This is a genomic window from Desulforamulus aeronauticus DSM 10349 (assembly GCF_900142375.1).
In the GTDB taxonomy this organism is placed as follows: Bacteria; Bacillota; Desulfotomaculia; order Desulfotomaculales; family Desulfotomaculaceae; genus Desulfotomaculum; species Desulfotomaculum aeronauticum.
On record NZ_FRAR01000005.1, the window covers coordinates 63,552 to 85,081 of the forward strand.

Annotated in this window: 17 protein-coding genes; 5 read left to right on the forward strand and 12 right to left on the reverse strand. The window is 45.5% G+C overall.

Features of this window, described 5'->3' with window-relative positions; genetic code table 11:
• Positions 1-445: 445 nt before the first annotated feature.
• The 9 genes from nadE to BUA78_RS01590 all read right to left on the reverse strand — a co-directional run bounded on the left by nadE (position 446) and on the right by BUA78_RS01590 (position 6,920).
• The gene (gene nadE, locus BUA78_RS01550) at positions 446-2,350 is read right to left on the reverse strand and encodes an NAD(+) synthase (protein ID WP_072910681.1); all 1,905 of its coding nucleotides are present in this window, start codon (positions 2,348-2,350) and stop codon (positions 446-448) included.
• Between the two features lie 120 nt (positions 2,351-2,470).
• Positions 2,471-2,980 (reverse strand): BglII/BstYI family type II restriction endonuclease, encoded by a 510-nt coding sequence (locus tag BUA78_RS01555; RefSeq protein WP_072910530.1) that lies wholly within the window; start codon positions 2,978-2,980, stop codon positions 2,471-2,473.
• A 106-nt stretch (positions 2,981-3,086) separates the two neighbouring features.
• Complete coding sequence (locus BUA78_RS01560) at positions 3,087-3,530, reverse strand: YhcN/YlaJ family sporulation lipoprotein (protein WP_072910531.1); 444 nt, start codon at positions 3,528-3,530, stop codon at positions 3,087-3,089.
• A gap of 16 nt (positions 3,531-3,546) precedes the next feature.
• On the reverse strand, positions 3,547-3,900 hold the full coding sequence (gene spoVAE, locus BUA78_RS01565) for a stage V sporulation protein AE (protein ID WP_072910532.1): 354 nt from the start codon (positions 3,898-3,900) through the stop codon (positions 3,547-3,549).
• A 12-nt stretch (positions 3,901-3,912) separates the two neighbouring features.
• The gene (gene spoVAD, locus BUA78_RS01570; RefSeq protein ID WP_072910533.1) at positions 3,913-4,920 is read right to left on the reverse strand and encodes a stage V sporulation protein AD; all 1,008 of its coding nucleotides are present in this window, start codon (positions 4,918-4,920) and stop codon (positions 3,913-3,915) included.
• Position 4,921: 1 nt separating this feature from the next.
• Positions 4,922-5,392, reverse strand: a complete 471-nt coding sequence (gene spoVAC / locus BUA78_RS01575) for a stage V sporulation protein AC (RefSeq protein WP_072910534.1) — start codon at positions 5,390-5,392, stop codon at positions 4,922-4,924.
• Between the two features lie 14 nt (positions 5,393-5,406).
• Positions 5,407-6,267 (reverse strand): DUF421 domain-containing protein, encoded by an 861-nt coding sequence (locus BUA78_RS01580; RefSeq protein ID WP_072910535.1) that lies wholly within the window; start codon positions 6,265-6,267, stop codon positions 5,407-5,409.
• A gap of 25 nt (positions 6,268-6,292) precedes the next feature.
• On the reverse strand, positions 6,293-6,499 hold the full coding sequence (locus BUA78_RS01585) for a DUF1657 domain-containing protein (RefSeq protein WP_072910536.1): 207 nt from the start codon (positions 6,497-6,499) through the stop codon (positions 6,293-6,295).
• 214 nt (positions 6,500-6,713) lie between these two features.
• A complete protein-coding gene (locus BUA78_RS01590) occupies positions 6,714-6,920 on the reverse strand; it encodes a DUF1657 domain-containing protein (RefSeq protein ID WP_072910537.1) in 207 nt (68 codons plus the stop codon).
• A 184-nt stretch (positions 6,921-7,104) separates the two neighbouring features.
• On the opposite strand from BUA78_RS01590, the gene BUA78_RS01595 reads away from it, so the two are divergent.
• The 3 genes from BUA78_RS01595 to BUA78_RS01605 all read left to right on the forward strand — a co-directional run bounded on the left by BUA78_RS01595 (position 7,105) and on the right by BUA78_RS01605 (position 8,788).
• Complete coding sequence (locus BUA78_RS01595; protein ID WP_072910538.1) at positions 7,105-7,785, forward strand: DUF421 domain-containing protein; 681 nt, start codon at positions 7,105-7,107, stop codon at positions 7,783-7,785.
• Between the two features lie 21 nt (positions 7,786-7,806).
• Entirely contained in the window at positions 7,807-8,187 is a 381-nt protein-coding gene (locus BUA78_RS01600) for a DUF4363 family protein (protein WP_072910539.1), read from the forward strand.
• A 175-nt stretch (positions 8,188-8,362) separates the two neighbouring features.
• Complete coding sequence (locus BUA78_RS01605) at positions 8,363-8,788, forward strand: NUDIX domain-containing protein (protein WP_072910540.1); 426 nt, start codon at positions 8,363-8,365, stop codon at positions 8,786-8,788.
• Positions 8,789-8,839: 51 nt separating this feature from the next.
• Here the strand turns inward: BUA78_RS01605 and BUA78_RS01610 are convergent, their stop codons facing one another.
• The gene (locus tag BUA78_RS01610) at positions 8,840-10,114 is read right to left on the reverse strand and encodes an ArsB/NhaD family transporter (protein WP_072910541.1); all 1,275 of its coding nucleotides are present in this window, start codon (positions 10,112-10,114) and stop codon (positions 8,840-8,842) included.
• 354 nt (positions 10,115-10,468) lie between these two features.
• On the opposite strand from BUA78_RS01610, the gene htpG reads away from it, so the two are divergent.
• On the forward strand, positions 10,469-12,316 hold the full coding sequence (gene htpG / locus BUA78_RS01615) for a molecular chaperone HtpG (RefSeq protein ID WP_072910542.1): 1,848 nt from the start codon (positions 10,469-10,471) through the stop codon (positions 12,314-12,316).
• Between the two features lie 82 nt (positions 12,317-12,398).
• On the opposite strand, the gene BUA78_RS01620 is transcribed toward htpG, so the two are convergent.
• Positions 12,399-15,722 (reverse strand): BTAD domain-containing putative transcriptional regulator, encoded by a 3,324-nt coding sequence (locus BUA78_RS01620; protein WP_072910543.1) that lies wholly within the window; start codon positions 15,720-15,722, stop codon positions 12,399-12,401.
• Between the two features lie 311 nt (positions 15,723-16,033).
• Here BUA78_RS01620 and BUA78_RS01625 point away from each other — a divergent pair, with 311 nt between their 5' ends.
• A complete protein-coding gene (locus BUA78_RS01625) occupies positions 16,034-20,023 on the forward strand; it encodes a copper amine oxidase N-terminal domain-containing protein (RefSeq protein WP_072910544.1) in 3,990 nt (1,329 codons plus the stop codon).
• Between the two features lie 97 nt (positions 20,024-20,120).
• Here the strand turns inward: BUA78_RS01625 and BUA78_RS01630 are convergent, their stop codons facing one another.
• Positions 20,121-21,467 carry a substrate-binding domain-containing protein gene (locus BUA78_RS01630; RefSeq protein ID WP_072910545.1) on the reverse strand — a complete coding sequence of 449 codons (1,347 nt, stop codon included), beginning with the start codon at positions 21,465-21,467 and terminating at the stop codon, positions 20,121-20,123.
• Between the last annotated feature and the right edge of the window lie 63 nt (positions 21,468-21,530).

The window sequence follows — 21,530 nt, forward strand, 5'->3', positions numbered from 1 at the left end:
CTCCGGGTAAAACCAACACATTTGATGTATTGAAATGTTTAAGGTGGACACTATGGGTTTTGCTGGTCAAGTGTAAAACCAACACATTTGATGTATTGAAATTCTACTAGCTCATCGCCAAGGGCGCAGATTTCGCGTAAAACCAACACATTTGATGTATTGAAATTACCAAAGACTTAGATTAGCACCACCTGTGACAGTGTAAAACTAACACATTTGATGTATTGAAATAACATAATATTTTCTATTTCAGCCTTCAGTTCCCGGCGTAGAACAAACACATTTGATGAAGAAACTTTGGCCTATGCCAAGTCTAGAGTTTTGAGAAAGTTCACACTGGCAACCTGGCAATTCCAACATTACGCTCTCGTGATTCTACTAGGAAATGAAAAAGGGTAGTCAGACAAAAAACGTCTACTACCCTTTTTTCATTAGATGGTTCTATTTATTTATCTAGAAGCTGCTCTTTGAGTTCACGATATCTCCTGGTGTAATAGACACCGTTCTGAGCCTCTCGGTGATCGAAGCCAAAGGCCCGGCGGCTCACTGCCATAATGGGAGGAGACTGGATTCTTTTGGCCACACCGATGCCCGTAAACTGGTTCCACCAGCGCTCTAAATCTTGGATGAAGTCAATGTCGTTGGTAAAGAGCTGCTTCACCAAGCCTGGCTGGCAGCCAATTTTTTCTTCCAGGTTGCCGGTTATATACCACTGCAGAATGTCCTCCGGAGTGGATTTGTTCCACCACTGGACAAAGGAACGAAATAGATAATCGTGATAAGCATATTGGATGGGGTCACCTTTTCCTTCGTCAACAGCTTGGTCAAAGCTAAGTTCCGCACTGGGAACAATATCAATAATACCCTGGGGAATAACCTCACGGTGATACACTTCTTGGTTAAGATAGTGGGCTAATTGGTAGACTTGGTATTTCCAAAGGTCGGCAATGGCCGCCAGGAAACCAGCCTGGTCGCCGTATAAGGTAGAGTAACCCACGGTAGTTTCTGCCTTGTTGGCATTACAGGAAAAGCCACCTCCGAAGGCCGCGGCAACGGCTGCCAAGATTCGTGAAGAACGATCCCGGGCTTGGATATTTTCCGTCATAAAAGGGGTTAGTTTGAGGTGATATGCAGCTCCGGTCTCAGGGTTTATTACCGGGGCACCCTCGATTTGCTGGATGGTAAAGTCCACTGATTGTTGAATGGGCAGCACGGTGTAGAGGCAGCCAAGGTTTTCTGCCAATTGGCGGGCTAAATTCTTGGTTGTTTCAGAGTTATATTGGCTGGGCATATTTACCAGCAATAGATTAGCCGGATTAAGAGCTTTAGCGTATAACCCCGCTGCTACGGCAGAATCAATGCCCCCGGAAATACCAATAACCACCTTTTTCATACCAATGGCTGAGGTAAACTTTTGAATTCCATAGACCAGGGCTTGGTAGATAAAATCGATCTGATCGTCCCGGGGGACTTCCACCGGGGCAAGTTCGTCCGCACCCGTGGCTACATCCAGCTCGAACATGTCCAGCTTGTGGGCAAAGGCTGGATGGCTATAATAAACAACTTGCCCCTTTTTATTGTAAATGGTGCTAGCACCGTCAAAGGTGTAAATAGTCTTACCGTTATTTTGTAGTCCGACGTTATTTACATAAATAAGTGGTACTTGGGCTGTAGCAGCTTGTTTAGCAAATATCCGATTTCGTTTATTATTTTTGCCCAGGGTGAAAGGGGAACTGGAAATGTTGATATAAAAAGTAACACCCTTCTTTTGCAAGGCAGTGATGGGTTGGGTGGAGTAATCTTCACCCCAGCCGTCCTCGCAGAGTATACAACCTAAGTTGATTGCTTCGCCAGCCATGGTGACAGTGACCGGGCTTATTAAATCTTCCGGTGTTTGTTGCAATTCCTGGGCTAATTTACGCAGGCTGAAGAAGTGGCGGTCGTCATCAAATTCACGGTAATTTGGCAGTAAGGTTTTAATGCGGAAAGGGTAAGGGAAGTTATCGCCGCCTAATAAGCTGCCGTTGTGGGCAATAAAGAGAGCGTTGTATTTACGAATTCTACCGTCGTCTCCTTTTTTCTCCCAATCCACAGCCACATTACCAAACAGGATGATGATATGATTCGATGCCGCAATGATATCTTGTCCATATGACTCACAATCCCTTAGGAAGGCCTCTTGTTCCCAGGTATCACCCAGCAAATAGCCGGGAATGGCCATTTCCGGAAAGATCACCATGTGACAGTCCGCTGCCTGGGCTTCGTCAATCATTTTTAACATGGTTTGAGAGTTAAGGTCCGGTCTGCCAGGAATAATCTCCATTTGGCCCAATGCAATTTTTAGCTTCATCATTTATTCGCCTCTTTTTAATGATGGATGATGTAATGTGTTTATAGATTGCCCGAAAAAGCCTATTGAAATAAAGAATGCCCGGTAGGGGTCCGGGCATTGTAATTTAGTATGTTAAGTTTAAGCCACATCGATACCCAATAAATAAATTGGCATAAGCAGGGTATTTTTAAAGTGGCGTAGGTAGCGTTCCACTTTTTCATAATTCATGGAACCTGCCCAATTTTGGTTAAACTGCTTTTTCATGTACTTTTGGAAGGGTGTGGTGGTAACTACAAAAATGCCCACTTTGATTGTATCCGAATTATGGGCTGCAGACAACTGAAATTTTAAGAGGTTATGGCCAATAAGAGAGGAATGACGAAAACCAATTTCCAAACCGATATCCTCTTTGATTAGTTCTATTTTCGCAAAGGGGTTGATTCGTTCGTGAAAGTGTGAAGGGTAGTTTTCCCAACCGCTTTCTTTAAACCGTTCCCTCAGCAGGTGGTTGAAGTGAGCACGCGATAGACTGGATAAGTCCATGGCGGGATTTAACAAAACTTGGTAAAGTTCTTCCCTTATGGTAGGAGTATCATCTAGAAATTGGCTGGCTGTCCGGTAGGAGGTTTCTTTTAAGGTTAATCTCATCGTCCTCACCTGACCCCTCTGTTTTTTCACTATTCTAACATATATTTTCCACGGGTTTTAAGATATTCCTGCCTGATAGCGAAAAAAAACTATAGCCATATAAAAATTATCCCTTCATGGCTTCATTAATCTTTTCCAACTTCTTTTTCAGATCTGCATTGTTTTTTACATTTTTTTCGGTAATTTGTTTTTCTATTTCCTGAAGTTGTGTAAATAGTTTTTTGTCTGAGGTTACATGTACAGAATATTCGTCATGGCCTAGCGAAATTTTTTTCGCTACCTCTTTTTTGATGGTGGATAGTTTTAGCCGGTTAAAACCAGTTACTTTGATAGCTGTAGTAATTTTTTGATCAAGCACGACCGCTGTGGCTTCTTCCACACCGGTTACCGATTTGGCTGTTTTTTTAGCTTCTTCAGCCATCTGGGTATCAACAGCTACGGCTTGAACTGTGGACTTTGGCTGATTTTGTTCAACTTTTTTCTGTGGTTGACAGCCAGCGGTGGCCATTACCAATAGAGAGATTAGTAAGAATAGCAGAGGTTTCTTCATTTATATCACCTTTTCTTTATCCCTTGGATCGTACCAATAGGGAAGCTAAAAATCCAAAAATAATGGCAGCCGAGATACCGGCACTGGTTATTTCAAAAATTCCCGTAAGAATGCCGACCAAGCCAGTCCTTTGAGCCTCTGCAATGGCTCCATGCACGAGGGAATTACCAAAGCTGGTGATGGGTACAGTGGCACCGGCACCGGCAAAATCAATGAGTGGCTCGTATAAGCCTAACCCACCTAAAACTGCCCCTGTAACCACCAAAAGACTCATAGTGTGAGCCGGCGTTAGCTTTCCTACATCCATTAATAATTGACCAATAACACAGATAAGGCCCCCCACCACAAAGGCCCAAAAATATCCTTCCATAAAAAATCACCCCTATTGTATGTGCTCAATGGCAACTGCGTGTGCGATACAAGGAATACTTTCCTTCTGCTGATAGGAAAGGGGGGATAGCAAAGCCCCGGTGGCTATAAGCAGTACTTTTTTTAGTTCGCCTTTTTTCATTTTGTTTAAAATATGGCCATAACTTACCACGGCAGAACAGCCGCAGCCACTGCCACCGGCCATAACCGGCTGGTCTGGCTGGTAAATTAGCATGCCGCAATCGGTAAAGATTTCTTCTGGAATCTCTAGGTTGTGTTTTATCAGCAAATCACTGGCAATTTGATGGCCAACCCGCCCTAAGTCTCCGGTGGCAATCAAATCATAATCACTGGGGGATAAATCTAAATCTCGGAAATGGGCGGTGAGGGTGTCTACTGCAGCAGGGGCCATAGCGGACCCCATGTTAAAGGGATCACTGATGCCCATGTCCACTACCCGGCCGATGGTGGCGGAGATTACTCTGGGGCCCTGTCCCTGGGGACCCAGCACGGCCATCCCGGCACCGGTAACGGTCCATTGGGCAGTGGGGGGTTTTTGGGCACCGTACTCAGTGGGGTAACGGAATTGTTTTTCCACCGCAGCGTTATGGCTGGCAGTACCGCATATGAGATATTTGGCTGCTTTACTTTCTACTAATAAAGCTCCTAGGGCCAAGCCTTCCATAGAGGTGGAACAAGCTCCAAAAAGTCCTAGATAGGGGGTAGCCATAGTTCTGGCGGCAAAACTACAGGAAATTATTTGATTTAATAAATCGCCACCCAGGAAAAATTGAATATCTTGTTTTTGCAAACCAGCTTTTTTAACAGCGATTTCACAAGCTTCCTCCAGCATCTTTTTTTCTGCCTTCTCATAGCTATCCTGGCCTACCCATAGGTCGCCATGGATAAGATCAAAATCTTCTGCCAGGGGCCCTTTGCCTTCAAAGGGCCCCACCACTGTGCCCGTGGATAAAATGACGGGCTTTGAGGGGAATACCCAGCTTTGATGCCCCTTTAACATATTAGGTACCTCCCAGAAGAGTTTTAATGAGAGCTACCACAAAGGCAGCTACTGTACCAAAGACAATGACCGAACCAGCTAGCTTAAACATATTGCCGCCCACCCCTAGCACGTACCCTTCGGTACGATGCTCAATGGCTGCTGAGGCAATGGAATTGGCAAAGCCGGTTACTGGTACTGCGGTGCCAGCTCCCGCCCACTGGGCAAAATGGTCGTAAACACCCAGCGAGGTCAGTATCACGGAAACAAGGATCAGCACTGCTACGGTGGGGTTGCCGGCAGTTTTTTCAGTAAACTCAAAATTCCAGATAAAAAAATCCGCAATACCTTGGCCGATCAGACAAATGAAGCCGCCTACGAAAAAAGCGCGCAGCATATTGGTTAGCACCGGGCGTTTTGGTTCCCGTGCTTTGGCAAAGGCCTGATACTCCTGTTGAACGGGTGTCAGTTTTTTCTTTTGCTTATTAGACATCCTTTTATTCCCCCTTACCTTTTAAGCAAAGGCTGTAACTCCCCGATTACTTCCTCCAATTCTTTAGCACAGTCGGCATACATTCTTTTAGCACTCTTATGTTTCGTTCCCAAAGCATACATTTCACAATCAGCTTGGCATTTTTTCAAGGTAGCATAGGCCAGCTCTTTTGTTTTAGGTTGAGGTAACTGCAAAGCATCGTTAAAGGTGTCCAGATATAATTGACCGAGCGCATCTACCTGTGCGATAAAAACATTTTCCGGTGCCACACCGACCTTTTCTAACTCCGTATGCAGCCAACTGCGATTTAATCCGAGAGCGGTAAGGGGTTCGTCCATCACCACACCATCTAACATCACAGTTTGCGGGACACTCTGGTTACTCACCTGAATACCCAGTGTATTGGCTGAGACCGGTTGTTTGTCTTTTTTGAGAAGGACGCTTACTTCTCCATTGGGTTCTAACATAGCAAATTCAACATCTGCCACCTGAAAAGCATTTTTTCGGCGTAACTGGCTTAATAAATCCTCTGGTGTAAAGCGAACCTCCAGGAGCTTGTCTTCCAGAACCTTGCCATGATTAATGAGAACCGTTTCTTTTCCCTGTAAAATATCTCGCACAGTTTTATATTTTAGGGCTAAAAGGTATAGGGCGATGGGCAGAATTGTCCACACCGCCAATACCGCTAGGCCGTTGGCTAGATTGTCCATGAGATTTAATGAAATAACTGCAACGGTTACACCAACAGTTACTGCGGTGATCAGGTCAAAAAGAGTGAGTTGCGATGTTTGGCGTTTACCCATTAATCGTATTAACAGCAGGGTGAGGGCAAAAACGCCCAGAGAGCGAAGAATTGTCAAATACCAATCCGGCATAAGGATTACCCCTTTGATGAAAACTTTAGAAACCTTTATATTGTGGTTCTTCAAATTCCAAGGTTTTTACCCGTTGTTCCAAATGATCTATAATGCTATTGAGCTTGTCATTGTTTCTGCCTAACAATTCTCTGGTTTCTTCCTCTTGGGCAATGGTAAAGAAGGCGTCTAAGGTGGCTTTGGTGCCTTTAAGACTGGCAACGGTTTGTTTAACCTGAGATGCAACTGTCAATATGAATCACCGTACCTCTGATAGATTTACTTGGTCATATCAGAAATATAAACTTTCTGATATGCTTAAGGGCAAACTAGGCTTCCACCGGCGTAAAGGCTTGGCGTATCCTGAAGGGCATAACCTATAGGTTACTGGCCGGTAAACAAGCCAAGTTTTTCTAGTAACTAAAAAAGGAGATACAAGAACCGGATCTAAGACCCGGTTCTTTCCCTTAGAAACCTTTGTATTGGGGTTCTTCACTTTCCAGCTGCTGGATTCTAGGTTCCAGACTATCAATGACCGATTGGGTTTGCTGAGCTGCTTGGGTAAACAGATCTTTGGCCTGTTTGTTCTGAGTTTGCAAAGCATAGCCTTCCAGACTGGACTGAGCACTTTTCAAACCGGCTAGGGTTTGTTTAACTTGAGATGCCACTGTCATAAGAAATACCTCCCCAAATCATGATATTTTGCAAAGCTATCATACCCTTTAAATGGGTTTTATACTCTTGTTCAAGGAATAAATTGAAGCTGCTGGTATTACTACATTAAATTAATTTAATCGGGTGCATAATCTTGGGAGGTACTTGAAATAATGGAAGTAATTCTGCTTATGGGGTGTTCAAATGATTCTTAACTTAATCCGTACTCTGGTGTTATTTTTAGTGGTAGTAGTAGCTATCAGAATTATGGGAAAAAGGCAAGTTGGGAAACTACAGCCTTATGAATTGGTGATTATTGTCATGATTGCCGAATTGGCATCAATACCCATGGAGAACATCGGCATCCCTCTTTTAAGTGGCGTAATACCCATTCTTACTCTATTGTTTATTGAAGTGACAATTTCCTATTTTTCCTTAAAGAGTGAACGTATAAGAGGCTTTGTCTGCGGGACGCCCAGTGTATTAATCGAAAATGGTAAAATTATAGAAAAGGAAATGTCCAGATTGCGCTACAACATTAACGATTTATTAGAGCAACTGAGGGCAAAAAATTTTCCCAATGTGGCAGATATTGAATTTGCTATTTTGGAAACCAGCGGTGAGATCAGTGTTATTCCTAAATCCCAGAAGCGCCCGATAAATCCTGCCGACCTTAATATTCCGACAAAATATGAGGGAATTCCCATGACTTTAATTATCGATGGGTATGTTTTTGAGAAAAATCTTGGCAAGGTGAACCTGACCAAAGACTGGCTAAAGGGCGAGTTGGGGAAGTTTGGCATCCAAGATGTAAAACAGGTACTATTGGCCAGTTTGGATACCGAAGGGAATTTATTCTACCAGCTTAAGAGCCGGACTGTATAATGATGTATACTGGAGGTTGCCATGAGGTTACTCGCTGGACTTTTTGTCATGATTGTATTGGTCTTAGCATTTGGTTTATGGACGAGTCATGCTCTGGATAAGGCTTCCCAAGAACTCACCGGGAATATCAAACAGGTGACCCAGGAAGTACAACAAGATAATTGGCAGGAAGCCAATAAGCATGTAGAAGAGTTGGAGCAGAAATGGGAAAAAATTGGTACTTGGTGGCCGATGGTGCTGGATCATCAGGAGATTGACAACATTGAGTTCGCTCTGGCCAAACTTAAGGAATACATTGCCACCAAAGACAATGTAATGTCCCTGGCTCAATTATCCGAACTAAAGCTGATGATTCTTCATTTACCAGAGAAGGAAGCCTTAACATTGAAAAATATACTGTAATGAGTTCCTATAAAGTGGATTAGTAGATACTATTGTCCTATGTCGCAGACAAATATTTGTCTGCGTTTTAAATGAAAAATAGTATAAAATCAGATTATTTTTACTTTTGTTGCAGGGATGAAGTGCCTTCGCCTAGTAATGTAATATAAAGTATAACTAGGAGGGGGCAGCTCCTTTGCAGAATGCTTTGGCACAAAACATCAAGTTTTCCATTCGAGTCATGATTGAGAATAATCTGGGACAAGTATTGCTGGGGTTAAAGCGGAAGGGCTACCATGCTAACCATTGGATTTTCCCTGGTGGTCAATTGGATTATGGAGAGTCTGTGTCCCAGTGTGGGTGCCGGGAAGTGTGGGAAGAAACTGCTTTAAAAGTTGAGGTTGTGGGACTCCTTGGTATAGTTGCAGAAACCACCGCAAACAAGCATGTGGTGTTTATTAATTTGCTGGCCAGGGGCGAGGGAAACCCGGTACTCACAGAACCTCATGAAATGATTGAATGGAAATGGGTAGATATTAACCAACTTCCCGCCAATATCACTGTTTCGGTACAGAGTGCCATCGACAAATATCAAAGCGGACAACCAGTTATTTCTGTTTAATGAAAATAAACAACGGAGCAGGGCGAGCCTCTGCTCCGTTGGCCTTTACAACTAACTTAATTGAAAGATGACCAGATAAATGGTACTGATGATGATGGACAGAATCATCAGCGGAAAAGCGACTTTCATAAAGCCCAGGAAGCTGATGGGAGTACTCCGTTTTTCGGCCATTCCCGCTACAATTACGTTAGCAGCAGCGCCCACCAGGGTTCCGTTACCACCCAGACAGGCACCCAGAGCCAGAGACCACCAGATGGGGTCTAGATTGGTAATACCCCCCATTTGGCCCATTTGCTGAATTAATGGAATCATGGTGGCTACGAAGGGGATGTTGTCCACAAAGGAGGAGGCCAGGGCAGAGAGCCAAAGAATTAGCAAGCCTGTAGACATAATTTCCCCACCAGTAAAGTGCAAGGCCGATTCAGCAACCCAGTGAATAACACCGGATTCTTCTAAACCACCCACGACAATAAACAGACCGATAAAGAAGAAAATAGTGGGCCATTCCACGGTTTCCAAGACGTGCTCCGGTTCTTCCCGGGTCATTAAAAGCAATAACACTGCACCGGCAATGGCTATGGTGGCCGTGGGCAGATGAATGACGCTGTGCAGGGCAAAACCTAAAATGGTTAGACCCAGAGCCAGGAAAGATTTTTTCAACAAGGCAGGATCTTTAATTTCATCATTGGGATTCATGGAGGCAATTGCTTCCATTAGCTTGGGATCTGCTTTTAAATCCTTGCGGTAGAGGAAGCGCAAAATCGGTATGGTTACTAAGAAGACCACAATTGCCACCGGGGCTAAATTATAAATAAATTCCATAAAGGATAGCCCAGCAGGGCCACTGATCATAATGTTCGGTGGGTCACCGATCAGAGTCGAGGTGCCACCGATGTTACTGGCCATAATCTCCGTGACTAAGAAGGGCATCACAGGAATTTGCAATTGACGGCAAATGGCGAAAGTAACGGGGACAACCAATAAGACAGTTGTTACATTGTCTAAGAGGGCCGAAAGTACGGCAGTAATCACTGCCAGCAGCACCAGTAGCTTCATGGGGTCACCCTTAGAGGCTACTGCGGACTTGACAGCCAGGTACTCAAATACGCCGGTCCGCCGGGTAATGTTAACCATAATCATCATACCCACTAACAGCCCAATGGTGTTCCAGTCGATATAATGAATAGCCTTCTCCTGGGTAACAATACCACTGAAAAGAACAATTACCGCACCTGCTAAAGCTACCACGGTACGAGGGAGCTTTTCAGATACAATAAAGGCATAGGTAATGACAAAAATTATTAAAGACAAAGTAAAGTTATCCATATTCCATCTCCTTCTGTAAATAAGGTTGCCAAAATTAAAAAAAAATATTGTGATTTATTGGTGCAAAATAGAATTCACTTACTCACCTCCAGGTACAGGGTAAAAATGGAAAAACAAAAAAGGAGGGCAGCTTTTAAAAAAGCTACCCCCCCCGTTAGCTCAAATCCTTGTACTAATACATACAAAGCTTTTAGTACAACACGTAGGAGTCAATTTGTAATTTAACTAATTATAGTATGGTGACAACTCCAGTGTCAACCAAAAGTAGTTGGGAATGGTACAATCTTGACAAGAAGAAGTCCCCTAACTATAGTATTATATGGAAACATTTCACTATCAGTAGGAGGTAATTAAATGGCAGAACAAACTAAAATGGAACAATTGGAATTTCAGGCTGAGGTAAAACAATTACTCGATATTGTCATTCACTCCCTTTATACTGACAGGGAAATATTCCTGCGGGAATTGATTTCCAATGCCTCAGATGCCCTGGAAAAGTTGCGCTATCAAAAGTTGACCCAAAAAGAAATTTTAGGTGGCGACCTACCACTGGAGATCTCTATTCAAGTGGATGAAAAAGAACACACCCTTTCCATTACGGATACTGGCATCGGTATGACCAGAGAAGAATTGGTGGAAAACTTGGGTACCATTGCCCATTCCGGTTCTAAGGCATTTCTCAAGTATTTAGCGGAAACGGACAAAAAAGATGTTAATGTTATCGGACAATTTGGGGTTGGTTTTTACTCCGCCTTCATGGTGGCTGACGGGGTGACCGTAGAAACCCGGTCTTTCCAGCCAGATACCACAGGGAGTTTGTGGTCTTCGGAAGGTACGGGCAATTATAGCATCGGAGAGGCCGAGGGGCTCACACGAGGCACCAAAATTACACTGGCTTTAAAGGAAGACGCCCAGGAATTTGCTAAGCCCGAGGTTATTAAACGGATCATTAAACAGTATTCGGGTTTTGTGCCTTTCCCCATTCTGGTAAATGGTGAAAAGGTAAATACCGTCCAGGCCATTTGGACCAAGCATAAGAATGAAGTTTCCGAAGAAGAATACAACGATTTTTATAAATATGTAGCCAATGCCTATGACGAACCCCTGTTACGTCTGCATTTTTCAGTGGATGCTCCGATTAACGTCAATGCGCTGTTATTTGTGCCTAAGGATAACATGGAGCGGTTTGGTTTTGGCAGGCTGGAACCCGGGGTCAATCTGTATTGCAAGAAAGTGCTAATTCAGCAGCAGGACAAGGATATTTTGCCGGAGTGGCTGCGTTTTGTCCGGGGGGCGGTGGATAGCGAAGAGCTACCTTTGAATATTTCCCGGGAGACCATGCAGGATAGTGCACTTATTGCCAAGTTGCGTAAGGTCATTACGGGTAGATTCCTTAAATTTTTGCAGGAACAAGCTAAATCTGATGCGGAGAAGTATAAAGAATTTTGGACTAATTTCGGTATGTTCATTAAAGAAGGTGCCGCCGTTGATTTCACCCATCGGAAAGAATTGGTCAAGCTGCTTCGCTTCTCTTCCTCTCAGGTGGAGGAGGGGCAACTGGTTTCCTTAAAGGATTATTTGGAGCGGATGCAAGAAGAGCAAAAGGAGATTTACTTTATCAACGGACCTACCAAAGAGGCCATCGAAGTAAGCCCCTATTTGGAAGCCTTCCGGGGTCAGAAGATAGAGGTGCTGTACACTCACGAAGCGGTGGACGATTATATTCTGAGCCAAGTGGGTGAGTTCGAGGGGAAAAAGATCGTTTCCATCGATCAAGCCAATCTGGAAGTTCCTGAGCACCAACACCGGGAGGGAGAGGCCCTGGCCGGCGAGCAGTTAGAGAACTTACTGAAGTGGCTCAAGGAAGTGCTGGGAGACAAGGTATCGGAAGTGAAGGAATCCAAACGGTTGTCTGATAGCCCCGTGCTTGTGCTCAATCCCGATGAGATGACTGGCAGTCTGCAGCGGATGATGCAGGTCATGAATAAGGATTTACAGTCCATTGGGCCTAAGATACTGGAGATTAATCCCTATCACCCTATTATTAGACAGCTTAGTGTTTTAAGCCAGCAGGATGATCCCTTCGCCAAAGTGGCTGTGGAACAACTCTTTGATAATGCATTAATTGCTGCCGGTTTAATTGTGGATCCCAGGAACATTGTGCAGCGGATGAATCAGATTTTAGAAAAGGCTATTCAATAAATGTTACAGGGAGTGTCACCAAACTATGTAGTGGTGCACTCCCTGTTTTGGTAAACACAAGTAATTATTCAGTTAGGTCCTCTTACCTTTTAGGCCTAGTACTGATTGCCTCCGTTAATCTTTTGTCAACTTTGATAGCAAGCTCTTGCTCGAAACGTTTTTTAAAGCTGTAATAAAGTTTGACGGCTTTGCTTCTCCTCCCCTGCAACAGATATAGTGTAAGTAGTTCCAGACATAGGTTTTCGTTATATGGTTCTGTTGCTAAGGCATGTTTGAGAATTTCTTCAGCCCGCCGTAATTCTTCACGCTTTATATAAATTGAGCTTAGTTTTTGACATGCTTCTAGAAAGATGGATTTATATCTTTCCCTCTCATGGAATACCAGGTCTCCGTAATCACTTCCCTCCAGCAAGTCCCCTTGATAAACAGAGATCATTCTTTCCAAAACATCCACCTGTTTTTGTTCTGTTTGGGAAGTATCGGACAATTGGCTATAAAGGTCTAAAAATTCATGTATATCCAGTTCCAATGTATCGTTCTTTTTTATTTGCAGCCCTTCCATAGTTTCGTAGAGAAAGGCATGGTGTCCCGTAACGGTCGCGTTATATTTAGCAAGTGTTTTTCTAAGATAATACAGTGCCGTCCGCTGTGAAGCAATTGCCGATCTGCTGTCCGAGCCGGGCCAAAAAATCTCCGCCAAAATTTCTTTTGCTATGGTTTTGCCGCTGTTGAGTAAAAGATATTCGAGTAAGCCCTTGACCTTTTTGGTTTTCCATTCAGTGTTGGCAATTTTTATGCCATTTACTGAAATCTCAGGCTGGCCAAACAGAGATGCCTTAACAAAATAAAGCTGTTCTTCGGATCTATCTTCGTGATGGGTGAAGACAAAATCGTTGCTAAAAGCAGTTATTCGGTTTTCATCTAAGGTTTTTACCCTTTCGCTTAAGTATTTTACCGTCTTATGACCATAAAATTTACACAGCAGTTCTTCAGCATAACCGGCACAAAAGCCGTACCGTATACTTCGGAGCACCATTTCAACGAGAGTGGGGAGATGGATATCCCAGAACATGAAATACCTGTTGCTGGCCGCTAAATCCATGGCTTGCCTCAGATAGCGGTGTCCCTGTTCCATATCGTCGCTGGCATAATACAGTCGGGCTAGGTGGAAGCAGGAGCCACAGAGCACCTGATACCCCTTTTTTGCCTTGGCTTCTTCTATCGAAGAAAGCAGGTAACGTTCTGCTCGGTGAAAATCACCGGACTCCCGGGCAATAGCTCCCAGTACGGACAGTGAAACTTCATAGACCATCATACCAGGGCGTGCCTTTTGGATTAACGTTACATCCTTATAAGCTTCGACGAGGCTCTCCGGCGCGGCATGGTTGGGTTGTAGTGTCCAAAGACGCAAGAGCAATCGGCATGCTGCGGCCATGGCCTTATTGTTTATTTGCTGGAAGTGGAAACCAGCACGATCGAGCATTTCAACGGAGGCTGCCGTATCAAAGGAAAGATATCGTTCATAGGCAGCCAGACGCATCCCGTGGGCCGACAAATATTCATAATCGTATTTCTTACCGATAGCGAGGATTTCAGCCATGTATGATGGCAAAGGTTCCCTTTCGTTTTTTAGAGTCAATACGATGGAAAGAAACAGCAGGATAAACCCCCGGGCGGGCTCGATATTTTTAAATTTATCCAGTAATAACGCTGTTTCCATGCAGTGTTCTGCCTGATTGAGCTTGCCCAGGCAGTAATAATTGATACAGGAAAGGATTAAATAAAGCCATTTACTGTCTTCGGGAAGTAGAGCATACAGAATGCTTTCGCTTTGCGTTTCCGCCAGGGAAAACCGTTCTTCCCCGATGGAGCGCACCATGTCAAGTATGAGCAATGTGTTTCTAAGCTCTGCTGAAATATTTTGTGGCTGTTGGGGAAGGCCCGCCGTCATTTCGACTAATCCGTTCATGTCGTTACTGCACATTAAAATATAAATAAGGACAGTGGCTGCATCATAATAAGTTGCCAGGTTGTTATCCAGCAGTGATAGATGCAGAACCTTTTTCAGGGTGTCTACCATTTCTGGTTGCTTGCTGTTTGGCATTAGCTGCGCTTTAAACAGTAATAGCACTGGATTGTCCCTGATCATATCCTCCGGCAGCAAATCCAGCCACAGCTTCAATTGCCCGGTCTCTCCGATAATGAACTTATTAAAGCCTGCTTCTGTCACCATATCCACCGCAGAAGCAGCATTGCCGCATTTCGTTAGATGTTCCGCAGCGCGGCCATAGGTTACGTGGTCCATGTAATATCCGGCGGCTTTTAGGTGAAGTTCGGCAATCTGTTCGTGAGGATAGCGGTCTTTTAGAATATATAACAGAACTTCCCGAAATAAAGAATGGAAACGGTAGACAACCGGATCTCCAGGAATCCTCTGGATGAACATACCGAACTCCAGGCACTGCTCCATCAATAATTTTAGATTATTAATTTCAAGTATTTCCGCTGCCTCAGCCTCGGAAAAGTCCTGAAGCAGTGCCAGTTTGGCCAGGGCCTCCTGCTGATCATCTGCAACGGATTTGAGGACTTCCAGGGACATATACCGGAATACGGCATCATCATGGCCTAGTTTACCCGGTTCGATTGATGGGGTATCAGGGCCTTTTCTTTTGACGGCCTGGTATAAGATGATGATACCGGCTACCCAACCTTCGGTGTTTTTAGCAATGAGTTGCGTTAATTGCTTATCTGTAGCAGTTTGGCCCATACTGAGCAATAAATCCTCTATTTCAGCATGGCTGAAAGCAAGGTCTTCGGCACCTATTTTTAAAACCTTTTTTTCAAGTTTTTGTTTTTCAGTTAAAACACTATGGTTGGTCCTGTTTAAGAGAAAAATTGTACAGGATGGCGGTAAGTTATCAAGCATATATCTTGTCATATCGCGGATATCCTGGACCTCTGCCACGTTTTGAAAATCATCCAGTACAATATATGTCCTGGTATCACCAGCTCGGCTGTGCTGCGCCCACATTTCCCGGCAGATCAGGGAAATGATGTGGTGCGGCTGTAATTGTCTGGCTGCTTGGTCTTCAAGGACTTTTCTGGTTTCTGCAAACGCAGCGGCTTCCGGTGGGAATAATGCTTCTGCAACGTGAGTAATGAACACCGCCAGGTTTTTGTCCTCCGGGTCCAGGCGGTACCAGCATACCCTGGAAGCTATAGCTGCCTGACAGTTTAAATAGGAAACTGCAAGAGTTGTTTTACCGTATCCGGCAGGAGCGCATAGGGTAATGGCCCTGCAAGAATCCATTTTTTCATGAAGTCTCTTCAGTCGGTCTGTCAGCAAAAAGGTTCCGGACAGTTCCGGCATAATTAGCTTGCTTTTTAAAACCACTATGTTGTTCATCCCACCATCGACTCCTTAGGTCCAGAGTACAAGATAATTTCAACAACATGATAAAATATTAAAAATATTTTTACTTATCTTACCATAAGAAAATCCCGTGTAAAACGAATTTTTTTGTTGATTTTTCAAGGGCTCCGGCATATGTGGGGCCCTGTTTCTATTTTATATTTTTTTGATGGCTGTACCGTAAAATTGAAAGATAAAAGCAAAATTAGATTTTATATCCTTAGCTTAAAAGGGGGAATAAAGGATGTTTTTATGAGAGGCCGGCCAATTTGTCGAGGAAAATGGGAAAGGAGTGAATCGGTAAAATGGCTTTTCAAAGAAAATCCAAAGCTATATCCATTTTGCTTACGATAACCATGCTGCTAATGTTGTGGCCGGGAGCTGTTTACGCGGCACCGACAATTACCAATGCTAAGATGGATAATTTGCTGGGGCCCAATTATATACGGGCGTTGGTTAATTTTAGTGAAGGAATCTATGGTGATGCGGATAAAAGCAGTGCTGTAAGCAAAGATGATTTCGACCTCACTGTAAACAGTAATGGGGGGGCAGTGACTAATGCTGTAATTAACGCTATTAATAATAGTAGTAATGGAGTTCCGGCACCGGGAAACAAGAATTTCTTGTTCTTTATAGGCCTGACCGGAGGGCCCCCCAGCGGTACAGAGACTATTGCCATCAGTCCTGCTGTGGCCGATGCCGTGTATGGGACAGATGAATTTATGGCAATAGGTGAAGCAGCTGTATTTACTTTATTGGATAAACGGGTGGAATTTGCCGCCGGTTATCCCCAAGCCGGCAGCGACCAAGTACCTGGCAGCAAACAAGTGCAACTGGCAGTCAAGCCTCTAAATGAAACTGTGACCGCCTATTATGTGGTGGTGGCGAATGGTGCCGCCCAGCCCAGCGCTGCACAGATTATGGCCGAAAAAGACAGTACAGGTCAACCGGCCATTGCTGCCGGCAGCCAGGCGGACATCACGAGCGATCATAACTTTACCGCCACCTTGCCGGCGGATGCCACGGATTACGACGCCTGGCTAGTCATCAAGGATGCAGCCAATAACGTCACCGATCCGGTTAGGATCGATGTAAGGACCCCGGATGCGTCCTCCCTAGCGGTAATCGGCATAGCTATGAAGACCCAGCCAACCAAATTGGCTTACACCGCCGGGGAAACTCTGGATCTGAGCGGTCTGGTGGCAACCCTCACCTATCATGGTGGCTCCAGCGAAGATGTAGCCTTCGACAATTTTGCAGCTAAGGGCATAACCACCGCCCCGGCCCACGGTGTCACACTGGCAACAGCGACTCACCACGACCAGCCGGTGGTAGTGAAGTATGATACTTATGCCGTCTACACCAATAATTTAACGGTAACAGAGGCACCGGGCGGCAGTGTCTGCCAAATCGGCAGCACCGACTACGCTACCCTTGACCGGGCGCTGACAGAGGTAACGACCGGACAGACCATCAAACTACTGCAAACCATTACTCACACCTCTCCGGTCGTGATCGACGGGAAGAAAATCACCTTCAACATCAGCAGTGGTCAGCACTTGACGATTGATAGCAGTACTGTGGTCGATTCCACCGCGCTGACGGTACAAAACAGCGGTAGCGTGAACTACACAGGCGGTGGCAACCTCAATATCGTTGGCGATAGCTGTGGCGTACACGCCAAGGCTGCAAGCGGCGTCAGTGTTACCAACGTTACAGCGACCGGCGAAAGTGCTGTGGGCGTGCTGGCTGTCGGCGGCACCGGTGGTGGCAGTACGATTATCGTAGATTCTGATGTCCATTGCACCAGCGCCGCAAGCCACGGGGCGGTCGCCTACGATGGGAGCAAGATAACCATCGGCGGTCAGGTAGAATGCCTGGGCGGAAACAACACGGGGGTATTCTCCGCCTACACCAACAGCCTTGTGCAAGTGGGCGGTGGCGTGACGGTAGCCGATACAGATAGTACGGGTGTTAACGCAAACAACGGCGGCGAGGTACAGATAACCGGCGATATCCTGGCAGGTAAAAAGGGCATAACGGTTTACGGAATGCCGCAATCCGGCAAGGTGACTGTTTATGGCAATGTCACGGCAAGCGGCCCGGAAGCCGAAGGAATCAGCGCGGGAGGTGGCGGCACTGTCACAGTAAGCGGCAATGTGACCGTTTATGATGTCGACAGCCTTGGCGTATACTCCAATGGCAGCACGGTTAACATCGGCGGTAATGTAGATGGTGATAATGGAGCCAGAGCCGTAAACAGCGGCATAGTGACGATCGAGGGAACGTTGACGACGACGACGATCTATATCAAGGTCGGAGATAGTGTGAAGGGCATTGGCGATTACGCGCAAACCACAACTAAGGAAGGATACCTCACCTATACCGATAACATCGGCAATAATGTCTGGGTTAAGGGTCGGCATGTAACGGGCATAGCTGTGAAGACTCAGCCAAGCAAATTATCCTACTCAGCAGGGGAAACTCTTGACCTGAGCGGTTTGGTGGTAATCCTCAGCTATAACGACAGCTCTACCTTGGATGTGGATTACTCAGATTTTAGCTACATGAATATCACAGCCAATCCTGCAGACGGAACAACCCTGGTGGCAGCGACCCACCACAACCAGCCGATAGCAGTAAGCTGCAACGGACAGACCGTGAACACGAACAATTTGACGGTATTGGCAGCCGCCCAGCAGGTAACTGGCATAGCTATTAAGACCCAGCCATCTGATTTAACTTACACCGCCGGGGAAACCCTGGATCTGAGTGGTTTGGTGGTAACCCTCACCCATAACGACAGTTCCACTCTGGATGTGGATTACTCAGACTTTAGCTACATGAATATCACCGCCAATCCTGCCAACGGAACGGTCCTGGTGGCAGCGACCCACCACAACCAGCCGATAGCGGTAAGCTGCAACGGACAGACCACGAACACGAACAATTTGACGGTAACGGCAGCTGCCCAGCAGGTAACGGGCATAGTTGTGAAGACTCAGCCAAGCAAATTATCCTACTCAGCAGGGGAAACTCTTGACCTGAGCGGTTTGGTGGTAACCCTCACCTATAACGACAGTTCCACCCGGGAAGTGGATTATTCAGATTTTAGCTACATGAATATCACAGCCAATCCTGCTAATGGAACGGTCCTGTCGGCGGTAACTCACCACAACCAGCCGATAGCGGTAAGCTGCAACGGACAGACCACGAACACGAACAATTTGACGGTAACGTCATCTTCGTCCACCGGTGGAGGTGGCGGAGGGGGGGCTTCTTCGGCGCAAAGAAGTTCCGTTATCAGTGATGTGGTTGAAACCGCCGGAGATAAGACTCTGGACCAGGCAATAAAGGACAATAACAAAGCTGTGCTTTCACTGGCCGATAGTAGCAGTGCTACTGCACAATTATCCAGTGACGTAATTAACAAGTTGGCAGAGCATAAAATTCCCTTCTCGGTGGAAAACACTGGTGTGCGACTGGATTTCGCCCCCGGCTCCTTTGATAGTGATCAAGTGACAGCAGGCGGGACCCAGGTGGAAATAGGAGCCAGGGAAGTAACCGGAACGGAAAAGGATGAGATACTGGCCGAAGTGCCTGCCGGACAAAGTACCGGACTGTTTGAAATCGGCGGTAAGATTTTTGACTTCACCGCCTTGGTGAAAACTGCTGCAGGTACTGAACAGAGAATTGAGAACTTCGGCAAACCCGTAGATGTCACTATCGACCTATCCCACTTAGGAGATTTGACACCGGAGCAAATTAGTCAATTGACCGGTGTGCGACTGGAAAAGGATGAACAGGGCAACCTGGTGCCGGTAAATTTAGGTGGCAAATACGACCCAGCCACCAAGACTTTTACCTTTAGCACGGATAAATTTAGCCTGTATACCGTCATGCGGTCAAAACAGGCAACGTTGAGGCAGGTTATCGAACTGACCATCAATAGTCTAACCGCTAGCGTTAACGGCAGTTCCTATACACTGGACGCAGCTCCCCAAATCGTAAATGATCGCACCCTGGTGCCCATCCGCTTTGTAAGCGAAGCTTTGGGTGCGCAGGTAACATGGGACTCCACTGCCCGGCAGGTAACTGTTAAAGATACCGGCAGGACAATGATCCTCACCCTAGATTCCAGCCAGGTGCTGGTAAACGGCAAGTCGCAAGCCATCGACTGCGCCCCGGCAATATTGCCGCCAGGCCGCGTCTTTGTCCCGCTACGTTTTGTCGGCGAAACTCTGGGTGTGCAGGTGGAGTATGATGACAGTAAACAGATAACCGTTACGCAGTAAGGGCACATACCAAAGGAAGTGGCGCAAAACTATTTTTGCGCCACTTCCTTTTTTAGCCATGAGCTTTTTGAGCTGACGGCCCGACTCCTATTGATAATTATTGGCTACCACCACCGCCCTGGCCGCCTTCTTGCTGACTTTGGCTCCCTCCACCATCTTGTTGTTCTATCTTTTGAATTTCCCCTGGAACTTCAACTTCCATTGTTTTGCCGTCCTGGGTTACAATTTTCAATTTAGTTTTCTTTTCTTGCTTACCCTGCTCTTGACCCTGCTCGCCACCTTGACCACCTTGTTCCTGACCGGAATTCTCACCACCACCGGAGGATTGTTCTTCCGAATCACTCTGTTCTTTCTGTTGGTCTGGCTTCTTCTTTTTATCTTCCTGTTTACCACCCTTGTCCCAACGGGCTTCTAATAGATGAACCTGTTCTCTGGTGATTAGACGAACGGGAATTATTTTAGATGGGATATCAAAATTACCATTCTTAATTTTGGTATCATAGTTCCAGGTGTCTTTTTGTGCTAAATCCAAGGCTGCATCCAATGCAAAGCCAGCCAACTGTTCTGGCATGATATCTATTTCGGCATCGTGTTCTCCACCAGAAAGTGCTTGGGTAATTTTTTGATCACCACCCACGGCTACGGTTAAGACCTTGCTATCTAGAAAACCCTTTTGCAGGACTTTTATAGCTGCATCAGCCAGCCGGTCGTCGGTGGCTAGAATGGCATCAGGCGTGCTTTCCTGTAGTGCCTTTTGCACAGTCATCTGGGCCATCAATGGGTTCCCCTGGGGATGTTCCGCAACCTGAACTTTTTCAGTGTTTTTATTTTGTTTTAAGGTAGAATTAGCTGCTGTAGCAATTAATTCGGAAACTGGATCCGATGGATCACCCTTTAGCACCAGCACCTTAAAACTACTTTTTGCAGACGGTTGCTGTTGACTCCCTTGGGTTTGTTCCGTTTGCCCATTCATTTGATGCAAAACAAATTGAGCCATTAATTCTCCGGCCCGAGTATGATCCGCCGCCACATAACCGTCCATCGGTGCATTAAAGGGAAGTGTTTCTAAACCGATCACTTTAATATTGGCCTGTGTAATTTTTTCTACTAGCTTGCCTCCTTCCAGTGGGTCCACAGTCTGTAAAATAATAGCCTGTACTTTTTGTTGAATTAATGTATCGATATCCTTTTCTTGCTGAGAGGGTTCCATTTTGGCATCCAGCCAGGTAATTTTAACTTTTTCTTTTTTGGCTCGTTCATCCATCACTTTTTTAATCATGACGTTGCCGTCAAATTCCATGGAAGCCAGGCTAACACCAATTTTTATTTTCTCCTGAGAATCTGGTTTCTGCTGGGGTTCCTTTTTTCCTTGGCAACCGGTAATCAGAGTTGTTAGAAATACAAGAAGTAGCACGGTCGTCAGTTTAAAAAATCTACAGCCCATATTGTCACCTCAACTTGTTATACTCTTATATCTAGTATTACTGAAAACAACAGAAATATGAGA